This is a genomic window from Tissierella sp., assembly GCF_031460495.1.
GTDB lineage: Bacteria > Bacillota > Clostridia > Tissierellales > Tissierellaceae > JAVKTS01.
This window is the reverse complement of sequence record NZ_JAVKTS010000001.1, coordinates 421257-434373: the sequence shown is the minus strand read 5'-3', so window position 1 is coordinate 434373 and position 13117 is coordinate 421257. Positions and strand designations below refer to the sequence as shown.

General features: G+C 32.7%; 12 protein-coding genes and 1 pseudogene. 3 read left to right on the top strand and 10 right to left on the bottom strand.

All coding sequences use genetic code 11. The annotated features are described in order from the left end of the window. Positions 1-52: 52 nt before the first annotated feature. Positions 53-850 carry an XdhC/CoxI family protein gene (locus tag RIN63_RS02035; RefSeq protein ID WP_310442985.1) on the bottom strand — a complete coding sequence of 266 codons (798 nt, stop codon included), beginning with the start codon at positions 848-850 and terminating at the stop codon, positions 53-55. 1 nt (position 851) lies between these two features. After that, a complete protein-coding gene (gene yqeB / locus RIN63_RS02030) occupies positions 852-1649 on the bottom strand; it encodes a selenium-dependent molybdenum cofactor biosynthesis protein YqeB (protein WP_310442984.1) in 798 nt (265 codons plus the stop codon). Between the two features lie 234 nt (positions 1650-1883). Between yqeB and RIN63_RS02025 the strand changes: the two genes are divergently transcribed. Together RIN63_RS02025 and murF are read left to right on the top strand one after the other, a co-directional pair. Further along, positions 1884-2957 (top strand): D-alanine--D-alanine ligase, encoded by a 1074-nt coding sequence (locus RIN63_RS02025; protein ID WP_310442983.1) that lies wholly within the window; start codon positions 1884-1886, stop codon positions 2955-2957. A 5-nt stretch (positions 2958-2962) separates the two neighbouring features. Beyond that, a complete protein-coding gene (gene murF, locus RIN63_RS02020; RefSeq protein ID WP_310442982.1) occupies positions 2963-4339 on the top strand; it encodes a UDP-N-acetylmuramoyl-tripeptide--D-alanyl-D-alanine ligase in 1377 nt (458 codons plus the stop codon). A gap of 47 nt (positions 4340-4386) precedes the next feature. On the opposite strand, the gene RIN63_RS02015 is transcribed toward murF, so the two are convergent. From RIN63_RS02015 to RIN63_RS01990, 6 genes and pseudogenes are all read right to left on the bottom strand, one after another. Continuing rightward, positions 4387-4833 carry an MOSC domain-containing protein gene (locus RIN63_RS02015; RefSeq protein WP_310443334.1) on the bottom strand — a complete coding sequence of 149 codons (447 nt, stop codon included), beginning with the start codon at positions 4831-4833 and terminating at the stop codon, positions 4387-4389. 12 nt (positions 4834-4845) lie between these two features. Further along, a pseudogene (gene moaC, locus RIN63_RS02010) lies at positions 4846-5292 on the bottom strand (cyclic pyranopterin monophosphate synthase MoaC); the annotation flags it as partial. Between the two features lie 2 nt (positions 5293-5294). Beyond that, a complete protein-coding gene (gene moaA / locus RIN63_RS02005) occupies positions 5295-6248 on the bottom strand; it encodes a GTP 3',8-cyclase MoaA (protein WP_310442981.1) in 954 nt (317 codons plus the stop codon). A gap of 18 nt (positions 6249-6266) precedes the next feature. Further along, positions 6267-8150 (bottom strand): molybdopterin biosynthesis protein, encoded by a 1884-nt coding sequence (locus tag RIN63_RS02000; RefSeq protein ID WP_310442980.1) that lies wholly within the window; start codon positions 8148-8150, stop codon positions 6267-6269. Positions 8151-8182: 32 nt separating this feature from the next. Next, entirely contained in the window at positions 8183-9409 is a 1227-nt protein-coding gene (locus tag RIN63_RS01995; RefSeq protein WP_310442979.1) for a molybdopterin molybdotransferase MoeA, read from the bottom strand. Positions 9410-9433: 24 nt separating this feature from the next. Continuing rightward, positions 9434-9925, bottom strand: coding sequence for an acyl-CoA thioesterase (locus tag RIN63_RS01990; RefSeq protein WP_310442978.1), 492 nt, complete (start codon positions 9923-9925; stop codon positions 9434-9436). A gap of 166 nt (positions 9926-10091) precedes the next feature. Between RIN63_RS01990 and RIN63_RS01985 the strand changes: the two genes are divergently transcribed. After that, complete coding sequence (locus RIN63_RS01985) at positions 10092-11627, top strand: oligosaccharide flippase family protein (RefSeq protein ID WP_310442977.1); 1536 nt, start codon at positions 10092-10094, stop codon at positions 11625-11627. A 33-nt stretch (positions 11628-11660) separates the two neighbouring features. Here the strand turns inward: RIN63_RS01985 and RIN63_RS01980 are convergent, their stop codons facing one another. Continuing rightward, entirely contained in the window at positions 11661-12272 is a 612-nt protein-coding gene (locus tag RIN63_RS01980; RefSeq protein ID WP_310442976.1) for an ATP-binding cassette domain-containing protein, read from the bottom strand. A 111-nt stretch (positions 12273-12383) separates the two neighbouring features. Continuing rightward, on the bottom strand, positions 12384-13067 hold the full coding sequence (locus tag RIN63_RS01975) for an ABC transporter permease (protein WP_399323945.1): 684 nt from the start codon (positions 13065-13067) through the stop codon (positions 12384-12386). Positions 13068-13117 lie beyond the last annotated feature (50 nt).

Sequence of the window (13117 nt, the reverse complement as noted above, 5' to 3'; positions counted from 1 at the left end):
AAAATAAATACAAATAAGTTTGGAATTCGGTGCCTGGCACCGAATTCCAAACTTATTGATTGTGTTTCATATGGATAAGCTGTCCCTTATTTCTAATTAGTTGAATTTCAGCTAGAATGCTTAGGGCAATGTCTTCAGGACTTCCTCCAGATATTTTTAGGCCTATAGGGGCATAAACTTTATTTAGAATTTCTTGAGATATTCCTTTATCCTTCAAGTTCTTCATCATAGTTATTATCTTTTTCTTAGATCCCATAGCACCAATATATTTGGCGTCACTATTTATTACAACTTCTAGAGCATCTTGATCATAGGCATGTCCTCTAGTTGCTATTACAATATAAGAATTTTCATCTATAGGATATTGCTGTAGCCTCTCCTTCATATCTCCCAGGATTAACTCATGGGATAATGGAAACCTTTCCTCATTTAAAAATTCTTCCCTATCTTCAAAGATTACTATATCAAATCCTAGTAGGGCTGCAAATTGATATATTGCATGGGCTACATGACCTCCTCCTGCAATTAGGAGTTTGGGTCTTTTCTTGTAAACATCTATAAATATATCTACCTCTCCCCCACATATCATTTCTACTCCATTTGTATTTAAAGGAAGATTTATACTATGGGTATTTCCATCCTTTATAGCTTCAAGACATAGTTCTATAACTCTCTTCTCTAACTTTCCTCCACCTATGGTTCCATGAATTGTTCCATCTTCCAATACAGCCATTATAGTGCCTTCTCTTCGCGGAGCAGAACCTTCAGCTCTTGTAATAGTTGCTATAGCTAATTCTCTTCCATCTTCAATATCCTTCAAAGCTTTTTTCATTACATATAAATCTGGCATCCTATATCCCCCTTTCAATTCTTAAATATTGTATAGCCTCCAATACTCCACCACCAATTGCCCTTGCCTTATCTGAAATAGTAAAAGTATAATCTTTTATACCTCTGGGATCAATATCTCCTATCTTTGCTTTCTCAGGCACATATATGCCTTCCCTAATAAGCCCTCTTAGTATGCCCGATATTCTAGCTTCAACAGCTATATCCCCTACATTACATACTATCTCTCCCGCCTCTACCCTATCACCTATATTAAAAAACGGCTTAACCATTCCTCCCTTAGGAGACCTAATTATTCTTTCTTCAGCATATCCCATTGTTTCCCCTGGTATACCTGTATTTTCAGCAGCTTGTCCTTCGTATATAACCTTACCTAAATAATGTCCTCGTTTACTCTCTACTACTAAATCCACATCTACTCCTGCTTCGAATCCTGGACCAACTCCTATTGTTATAGGTGACATATTTCTATTAGTTCCTAAGTTTCTTTTAGCAATAATTGCATCTATTACAGCTAAAGGCTTAATCTCACTAATTATACTTCCAGTTTCATCTATATATACAGGAATTGTATTGTTATTAATTGTCTCTTTAATTTCTTGTAAATTCTTGGCAAAAACAGCCTTAACCCCTTCAACAGTTATCTCTCCTATATAAATTGCCTCGCTAAAGGACACAGCTCTTCTAATGGCTAAAGGTTTTTCTATCTCTAGAATTATTATTTTATACCCTGCTTTAAATAGCCTATGTCCTATTCCAGTGGCTAAATCTCCACCGCCTCTTATGACTATAGTGTTCAATACATCACCCCTCAATGTTCTGCTTCTATTTCCATAATGTCAATAACTTAATTATATTATATTAAATATAACAATACTATGGATAAATACAACAATATTATATCAAGTCTAAATATTCTAAATATTTACGAAATGTTATTTTGTTAGTAAATTGTAATATAAATTTCATTTCTTTAGGTAATCATTATGATATAATCTATTTATTAAACTAAAGACTCAATTGGGAGGTTGAATATGAAAATAAATATATATGTTTTATGTGGTGGAAAATCAGTTGAACATGATGTATCATTGAAATCTGCTTCAGCTATAATTAATGCAATAGATAAAGAAAAATATAATGTTTATCCAATTTATATTACTAACGAAGGTATATGGTGCAGTTTAGGTCTGTTGGAGGAAAAAATCAATAGCCCTGATGAATTGAGACGCACAAGTTCTTCTACAGTGGCTACTTCAATAGGGAGTTTTCTAACTAATGCTCTTAAAGATCATGAAAAGAATTTGGTTATTCCAGCCCTTCATGGTCCTAATGGAGAAGATGGTACTATTCAAGGACTTTTAGAATTATTAGATATTCCCTATGTAGGAAATGAAGTTCTATCCTCTGCTGTAGCCATGGATAAATCAATAACTAAAGATTTATTTGCAAAGTATAATATCCCTCAGGTCAAATATTCCTCCTTTAGGCTACATAATTGGAAGAACAATGAGGAAGATTGCTATAGCTTAGTTGAAGACGAAGTTGGTTATCCTTGCTATGTGAAGCCTTCCAATGGTGGTTCAAGCGTCGGTATTACAAGGGCTGAAAACAGAGAAGAACTTAAAGCATCTTTCAAGGAAGCATTCCTTTATGACCGTAAAATAATCGTTGAAGAGGAAGCGGTAGCTCGTGAAATGCAAATATCAGTAGTGGGTAACAATCATCCAAAGGCTTCTGTTCCAGGAGAATTCATTATGGAAAGATCATTTTTTGACTATAATGCCAAATATATAGATGGGAAGTTAATACCTGTAATACCTGCAAGATTGACAGCAGAAGTTACCAGCAAGGTTCGGGAAACTGCAGAAAGAGCCTTTAGAATACTAAATTGCCATGGCCTTGCTAGGGTGGACATATTCGTTACAGATGATAATGAAATATTTGTTAACGAAGTAAATACTATGCCTGGTTTTACAGCTGTAAGTATGACACCAGTTTTATGGGGTGCCACTGACGGCACTAGCTATGCAGAATTAATTGAAAGATTAATATCTTTAGCTTTAGAAAGGTATGATGAAAAAAAAGCCATTATAAATAAGAGGTGAGATCTTTGATTAGAAGAAAATTAAAAGAAATTCAAAAGATGTGTGGTGGTTCTGGACTATCAAATAAATTTGAAGAAATTGTGATTGAAGGTGTATCTACAGATTCTAGAAATATAGGCCCTAATCAACTATTCATACCATTAATAGGTGAAAATTTCAATGGTCATGATTTTATATCTATGGCTATTGGAAAGGGTGCTATTGCCACATTATGGGATAAAAATGAACCTAGGCCTAATAATGATTTTCCATTTATATTAGTTGATGATACTACATCCGCCCTACAAGAATTGGCTAAATCATATCGTAAAGAGCTAAGTACAAAAGTTATAGGGATTACTGGAAGTAATGGAAAAACCTCCACCAAGGATATCTTGGCAAGTCTTTTAAAGACTCAATACAAGACTCATAAAACCATAGGTAATTTTAATAATTTTATTGGATTGCCCTTAACAATTTTATCCATGGAAGAGGATGTAGAAATGGCAGTACTAGAGATGGGTATGGATAATTTTGGACAAATTGAATTATTGACTTCCATCGCTAGTCCAAATGCTGCAATAATCACTAATATAGGTGAGGCTCACTTAGAAGGCCTAAAGACTAAGGAAAATATCGCCAAGGCAAAGCTGGAAATTTTAAAAGGACTTAAACCTAATGACCTTTTCTTATATTATGGAGATGATACTATTTTAAAGAAGGCAATAGATAATTCATCTATTAATTACAATGTTAAAACCTATGGAATGGAAGCCTCTAATGACTATCAAGCAGAAGTAATATTTGTTAATGAAAAAGGAGACTCCTTTAATATAAAGAAACCTTTAGATAAAGAGTTTTTCATAAACATGTTAGGAAAACATCAAGTACTTAATGCTACTGCAGCCATAGCAGTGGCACAATGTTTTGGTATAAGTCTTGAGAATATAGAAAAGGGATTGTTATCCATTGAAAAGACAGGCATGAGAAATGAACTAATTCATGCTAAAGGATTCAGTATTTTAAATGATTCTTATAAATCCAATCCTTCCTCTGTATTAGCAGCTTTAAATACTATGTCTACAATGACAGATTACGATCAGAAAATTGTTGTACTTGGAGATATGCAGGGATTAGGAGAAGAAGAAATAAATATGCATAAAGAAATTGGACTAAAGATTGATCCAAATGAAATAGACTATGTCTTTACTTTTGGACCTCTTTCAAAATATATTGGAGAAACTGCTATAATAAACTTAGGTAAGGATAGAGTAGCATCCTTTGATAACAAACCTGAATTGATTAAAAAAATCAAAGAAGTCATGAAGCCTAAATCCTTAATCCTGACAAAGGCCTCAAGAGCATTGGCTATGGAAGAAGTTGTAGAAGCTTTACTAAATTAATTTAAATAAGTTTGGATTTTGGTGCCAGGCACCAAAATCCAAACTTATTATATAACTTCTATGATATCTCCCTCTTTTATAACTCCACCCTTTAAGACTTTGGTGAATATTCCTTCTTTAGGCATTACGCATTTTCCAACTTTTTGGGAAATCTCACATCCTGTATGACATTGCTTACCTATTTGAGTTACCTCTTGGATTGTCTCTCCTATAACAAGTTTTGTTCCTATTGGAAGATCATATAAGATTATTCCTTCAGTAGTTATATTTTCTGCAAATATTCCAGGAACTAAACCCTCTATCCCTTCATTCTCCATCTTAACAAAACTCTCTATTCCCAATAAACTTACCTGCCTATGCCAATTACCAGAATGGGCATCATTTTCAATACCATAGTTTTCAATAAATAAACTTTCTTTTATTGGTTTTTTAATTACACCTTTTTTATCAGAAGTATTTATGGATAGTACCTTACCTTTTGCGGCTTTGCACAAATAATACTCACCTGATTTTCCACCAGTTTTTCTTATAAGTCTAACATCCTCAATAACCATTTCCTTGTCAACAGCTTTGCACATATCATAGATGGTCAAACCTGCTATGGTTACAGCTGTTAGAGCCTCCATTTCTACTCCTGTCCTACCTATTGTTTTTATTTCTGCTTCTATTTCAATTCCATCATCTAAAAAAGCAAATCTAATATCAGAGCCTGTAAGTAATAAATGGTGACACATGGGAACCAATTCACTTGTTCTCTTAGCTCCCATTATTCCAGCTACCTGTGCTACTGAGAGAACATCACCTTTGCTTATAAGTCCTTCTTTGATCTTATCAAGAGTTTCTCTCTGCATTTTGATTTTTCCTCTTGCAATAGCCATTCGCTTAGTATCTTCTTTTTCACCAATTTCAACCATATGTGCCCTTCCATGTTCATTGAAATGAGTTAATTCCATTTTTATCCCCCTATTTGATTCATATTTCTAGTAATATATTTTCCTTCTTCTAAATGATGAGATTCTTCTTTTTCACAAATAGAATTAAGAATTATTTCTTTTATATCTCTCCCTCTCCTTAGTACTTCTTTTATATCAATTTCCTTATTTGAGTGTAAACATAGTTTCAATTGTCCTCTTGATGTTAATCTAACTCTGTTGCAGTTAGAACAGAACTTACATGATATTGGATTTATTATCCCTACTTTACCTTTTCCATTAGGCAATCTATAGTATACTGCTGGTGAAGATATATCTTCCCTTGGAATTGGCATCAAATCCCTAACTTTATCTAAAATTATGTTATTGGAAATAAAATTTTCTTCTGCCCAACTGGATGCTTCACCTATGGGCATTAATTCTATAAATCGTAAATCTATATCTTCCTCAGTTAATTTGACTAAGGATTCTATCTCATCATCATTAAATCCACCTATTAGTACAGTATTTATCTTTATAGGCAATAGTCCTACTTTTCTTGCCTCTTTTATTCCTTCAAGGACATGATCCAAATTACCACCTCTGGTAATTTTATAATACTTGTCCTTATCTAAAGTATCTAAACTAATATTAACCCTATTTAACCCTGCTTCCTTTAATTCATTGGCATATTCCTTCAAGAGCAAGCCATTAGTGGTCATGGACAAGTCCTTTATTCCTTCTAATTTAGATACCCTTGAAATTAAATCAACTATACCTTTTCGTACTAGAGGTTCCCCTCCAGTAAATCTTACTTTATTTATACCTAAATCTACAAAGGCTTTTGTTATCTCATATATCTCTTCTAATGTTAACATAGTATCATGAGAAAACTTAGAAACTCCCTTCTCAGGCATACAATACTTGCATCTTAAATTACATCTATCCGTCACTGAGATTCTAAGATAACTTATTTCTCTACCAAAAGAATCTTTCATCTAATCACCTTTTTTTCTTTAGATTAATATTACATATCCTGTATTTTTAAATTCATATCCACCTAATGAACTAACTCTATCTTGAAATTCTTTAGACTTTAACACTTCTATAAATTCTTTAATAATTGGATTTTCTAACATATTTTCATATACTAAGAAATCATAGTCTTCATAAGTAATATCAATGAAATCCAAATCAAGTGCTTTTGAAGCAGAATATATTCCTAGTCCAGTTGTAGCTGTGCCAGTCTTTACTGCTGTTGCAACTGCCATATGGGTAGTCATTTCCCTACTATATCCTTTTACTTTCTCAATATCTATACCATCAAGTTTTAGATGATAATCCAGTAATATTCTAGTTCCTGCACCTCTTTGTCTATTTACATATATTATATCATCTCTCACTAAATCTTTGAAATCTCTAATATTCCTTGGATTTCCTTTTTGTACAATAAATCCTTGCTGCCTTTTCACACCTTTAATAATTGCCATCTTCTCATTTCCAAAATATTTCTTTACATAAGAAATATTATATTCTCCCGTCTCTTCATCTAAAAGATGTATTGGAGCTATATGACACTCTCCCCTTTTCATAGACAATATTCCACCCATACTACCTACATGTCCTGATGTTAATGGGATTATATCAGATAATATATCCATAATCAAATCATGGCTCCCAATTGATACTATAGTCCCTTTTATTGCTGATAAAGGTTTTAGAAGTTCCACATCTATTTTCTCTCCTGCCTCTATTCCTTCAATGTTTTGAGGAATAATCCCTATACCGTCTGCCTTCACTAAAGACATAGTGACTCCTGCACCACTAGATAAGGGCGTAGCTATAAGCTGGTCATTTACAAATCCCAGATTTACCCTTACTAGTTCTCTGTTTTTTAGTGATGATACTATTCTTTTAGAAACAGTAGCCTGTACTAAATCTGCTTTTCTATCCTTAATTCCACTATATTTATTAATTAAAGGTACCACAAAAGCATCAAATACTAGATATGCAGATACAGGATATCCTGGTATTCCAATAACAGGCTTTCCATTGATAATGCCTAAAATAGTAGGTTTGCCTGGCTTCATAGCTATTCCATGGACTAGGACTTCTCCAAGTTCTCTAATAAGCTTAACTGTGTAATCTGTAGTCCCAGCAGATGAACCTGCATTTATTAATAGTATATCGTTTTCTTCTACCCCTTTTAATATGGCTTTCTTCAATAAATCATAATCATCTTTATGAGGAGAATATCTATGAGAAATGCCTCCATTTTTCAGTATGGCAGCTTCAAAAACCCTAGAATTTGAATCAATTATTTTCCCATCTTCTAAATTCTTAATTTCTTCAATAATTTCGCTTCCTGTGGGAAGTATGCCTATTCTTGGTTTCTTATAAACCTTAATACTTTCAATACCCCCGGAAATCAATGCTCCTATGTCTATTGGTCTAATCCTATGTCTTGATGGAATGATCATTTCAGTAGCAACTACATCTTCACCAATTTGTCTAACATGCTGCCAGGGATAGACTGATTTTAATATTTGAACTTTCCCTTGACCACAGTCAATGACATCCTCTATCATAATGACAGAATCAAAAGGTTCTTTAATTTGATTTCCCGTATTTATATAAATAAAATCCTTAGCTATTTCTAAAGTCAAAGGGTTGGATTCAGTTGCCCCTAATGTATTGGATGACTTCACTGCGATTCCATCCATAGCTGCAGCATTATAATTAGGTGATGAAATCTTTGCACTAACTGCCTCAATAGTCACCCTATCTAATGAATCTATAACCTTAACTTCCTCATATTCAGGGATTATATTAAGTTTCTCAAAGTACATCTCCTTAGCTAATTCCACATCTATATTATCAATATAAGTATTTCTCTCCACTTCTTTTTCCTCCGTTTGATATTCAGTATTCACTAGAAAAGGTATACTTCCCTTTCTTCGCCTTTGTAAACCCCTTCTTCATGGATTTCTATTATTATATAGCCTTGAGATTCTGATAGTAAGCTAATCATTCCAGATTTCCCAAAGCTAGGAGTGGCATAAAATCTTCCGTCTCTTTCACCAAGACTAACCATTTGATATGTTGTTCTCCCTGGTGATGAAGGAAAATTTGAATCTACAATAGCATTTATCCTAGGACTGATAGTATCTATCCCTAATTTCTTATTTATAAAGAACTCTAAGAATGTTTTAAATACAATTATTGAGGATACCGGGTGACCAGGTAAACCAAAAATTAACTTTCCTTTTCCTTCTCCCATAATGGTAGGTTTCCCAGGTTTTATAGATACTCCATGGACAAAAACACCCTTCCCATTAAATGAATTTATGACCTGATGTGTATAATCTCTTGTCCCTACAGAGCTTCCTCCTGAAATCATCACTATATCAGATACTTCCAGAGCCTTTTCTACTTCTGCTCTTAATACATGGTAATCATCTTTTATTATGGTATTGCCTACAACTTCTCCCCCAAGTTTTTCTATTAAAGCAGATAGGGCATATGAATTGATATCCCTTACTTTACCCATAGTAAGCTCTTCATCTATACCTATTATTTCATCTCCTGTAGATATATTATAAAACCTAGGCTTTCTATATATATTAAAGCTAGAGATACCCAAAGCTGCTAAAACTCCTACAACTTCTGGTGTAATCTTTCTTCCTTTTTTCAAAGCTAATGCATTTTTTTCTATATCCTCACCTTTATGAATAATGTTTTCATCTTGAGATATAGATTTATATATTAATATAGTATTATCATCCATCTTTTCTGTATTCTCAATCATTATTACCCCATCTGCTCCCTGAGGAATCATACCTCCAGTAGGCACATAAACTGCTTCCCCAGATTTGATAGATATTTTCGCCTCCTGCCCCATTAATACTTCTCCTACTATGGTTAAAATACTAGGGATGGAATCAGTTGCCCCATGACTATCAGATACTTTGATAGCATATCCATCTACAGTAGAACGATTAAACTCTGGTACATTTATATCTGAATATATATCCTCTGCTAGTACCCTACCCACAGATTCTAATATATTGATTTTTTCAGTTTGAAACTCGTAGTCTTTGAAGTTATCCATAAGTAAGCTTTTTCCTTCGTCCACGGATACTACCTTGAAAAATTCCATATAAACCTCCATATTTTGTATTTCTTATTCATTTAAATATTTCGCTTTAATCTCACTATGTTTCTTCTCACCCAATTTATAGAGTTCTTCCTCTTCTTTGTTAGTCACAACTAATTGTGGAACCTTTGCAGGTTTACCATCTACTAGATGTACCATTGTGAAAAAAGCTGTCAATGCTGTCTCAGGTTGTGAATAATTTTCTACATTATGGACCACTACATTTACCAAAATCTGCATGGAGGATGTACCTACATAGGCAAGTTGGGCTATACATGTAACAATATTACCAATATTGACTGGCTTATGAAATACAATTTCATCTACTCTGGCAGTAACTACCATTCCCTTGGCGTGCTTAAATGCTGCAATACCTGCTATATTATCCATAACCTTCATTAATTCCCCACCATGAATACTTCCGTGAATATTTGCATACCTTGGCTCCATTATCAAAGATGTTTCAGCTCTTGAAAAAGATATATTATTATATACATCGCTATATAAATTATTTGTCATTTTAGGCCTCCATTAATTGTGTTTATTTGATTATATCATAAAAGTATTGTGGCTATTCTTAAATAATAGTTAAGCTTTCTTAAGATTAGCATAACTAATATTTCAGAATTATATATTATCTAAATCATATAAATTAATATATTACTATTTTATATGAGGTGATTTTTTGAGTAAAGACAGATTTATTTATGGATCTATCGTGATGATCTTTATGAATTTTTTTACTAGAATTATTGGATTTACATATGATGTTTTATTATCAAATCTTTTGGGCGCAGAAGCCATGGGATTATTTCAAATTTCTATGTCTACCCTTATGACTTTCTTAATCATAAGCAGTTCTGGAATTCCCACTTGCGTCACTAAACTGGTAGCGGAACAAAATTCTAAAAAGAACAAATATAATGTAGAGAATATTTACAGAACTGCCATATTGTTGAATCTTTTTATCTCCATTATACTTGGTATAGCTCTTTTATTCTCTTCTGAGTTTATTTCAATTAAAATACTTAAGAATGAAGATATGCTATTTGGTGTATATCTTTTATTTCCTGCAATTATTATTCTTTCACTAAGCACTATTTTAAAATCATATTTTTATGGTATGAAAAATGTCATCACACCAAGTATTGCTCAAATCATTGAACATTCTACAAGATTTATAATTATAATAGGGATGATTTATTATATAAGGCCTGTAAATCCAATACATGGAGCTATGATTGCTATTTTTGGTATTAGTATTGGAGAATTTTTTGATCTAATATGGTCTTTTTTTGCTAAAAGAAGATTATACAAATCCAATAATCTACCTGGTAAACAGAATGAGAATTCTTTTTTAATTAAAATTCTATCCATGTCATTTCCTCTAACAATATCCGGATTTTTCAGTATTATATTAAGGTTTTCTAATACAATCTTAATCCCTAGCAGACTTATTACAGCTGGATATACTAGTAGTGAGTCCGTTGCAACCTTTGGTAGAATTATGGGAATGACTATGCCCTTGGTTCATCTACCATTTATAGTTACATCAGCTTTGGTAATCAATTTAATTCCTAGTTTATCTGAACAAGTTATTTTGAAAAGATATAAAGACATTAAAAGTGATATACAGCTTTCATTGAAGGCCACTTTGTTAGTATCTATTCCTTTGACCACAATATATGTGACCCTCTCTAAATCTTTAGCTATATTTTTATATAATGACCCCTTGGTCTCTGACTTTATACATATAATGGGTTATGGTACAGTATTTATGGCTTTACAACATAATCTTTCTGGTATACTCTATGGATTAAATAAACAGGTAAAAGCTACTATTAACAGGCTTATTGGTATGATTATTCAAGTAATTATTGTATACTTTCTTGTGGGAAATCCAAAGTATGGAATCAATGGCTTTTATATTTCCTATTATTCTTCTGCTATAATAATTATGATATTAGATATTTTCACTGTAAAAAAATCAATTAAATTGAAGTTAAATTATCTAGATATCTTAGGCAAACCTTTGCTTGCTTCTGCCTTTATGATTTTACTTATTTATATTAGCACCTATGATTTAGCAAACCTTCAACACCTTAGTCCATTTGCTTTCATATCTAGTTTATTCCTAGGTTTTCTATCCTATATATTCATCCTCGTGGTTACTAAGGCAATACCTAAGAACTTCTTTGGAAGGGTCTTTAGACCCCGTTAATTGTATCTGCCCCTTTTCTTAAGGAACAACAATCTACATTTGAATTACATTATGTCCTAGCCTTGTACTTTGCTCAATATTATGTGTTATTATAATTACTGTTCCTCCAGTTTCTTCATTAAAGCTAAGGATTTGTCTTTCTAATACCTTAATAGAATCTGGATCTATGTTTGATGTTGGTTCGTCTAATAATAATAATTGTGGTTTAAATACTAAGGCTCTGGCCAATGCAACTTTTTGTGATTCCCCACCTGACAATAGATGGGCTTTCTTTTCCATTAAATCTTCTATCTCAAGACTCTTAATTATATTTAAAACTAAGGATTTCCTATGGGATTTATCTATTCCTCTAATCCTTAGAGGATATTCAATATTGCCATAGACTGTTCTTTTAAATAAATATGGTTTTTGAAATACTATGGTCATATTATCTATTATCTTTTTATCGAGTTTAGATCCATCATAGCTAATGTCTCCACTATATTTTTCATCTAATCCAGCTATTATATTTAATAAAGTGGTCTTGCCACAACCATTTGGCCCTGTAATGCCTGTAATCTTACCTTTTTCAATAGTCAGATTCTCAATGTTTAGTATTTGTTTTTTGTCGTAACTTTTCCTTAGATTCTCTATTCTGACTTCCATATTAATCCTCCTGACTATAAGAAGAGCCTGGACAAAAGCGTTAAGGTAGCTCTTCTTGAAACTCACTGACGGAAAGTTCCTTATATAAAAAAGAACAAAAGTAGAACTTTCCTATTCGTTATAGGAATATATTATGCTATGTATGACGAATGATATTAGAAGTAGCACAATCCCTAAAGCAATTGCCATAGGGTAATCTCCCATTGAATTCATCATAGATATAGTTGTTGTAATGACTCTTGTATGCCCCTTTATATTTCCCCCAACTATCATTACAGCTCCAACTTCTGATATGGCTCTTGAAAATGCTGTAGCTACATTTACTAGGATATCTGCTTTTAATTCCCTTATAATCAATATAATTGTATCCCATTTGCTAGCACCTAAAGTAAAGGCTACTTTCTCAATAGCATTACCTCTACTTTTAGCTAGTCCATATGTAAGTCCTAAAATCAAGGGAATCACCAATAGTGTTTGAGCGATTATCATTGCATTTTTTGTATATAGTAAATCTAAATAGCCCAATGGCCCTCTTCTTGATAGTAATATTGCCACTATAAGCCCTACAACTACAGATGGTATGCTCATCATTGTATATATTATTCTAGAAAATAATCTTTTTCCCTTGAATCTTTTGATACCTAAATAAACCCCTAATGGAATAGATAAAATTGAGGCTAAGATAGTAGCAGAAGTTGAAACTATAATAGATAGAAGGACTATTCTTAGTACTTCTTTATCTAATGAAACTAGAAGTTTTATTGCTTCTTTGAATCCTTGTAATATGTAGTCCAAATTATTCACCAACTTATCTATAGTAACAAAATTTTGACAGGAGGACTAGC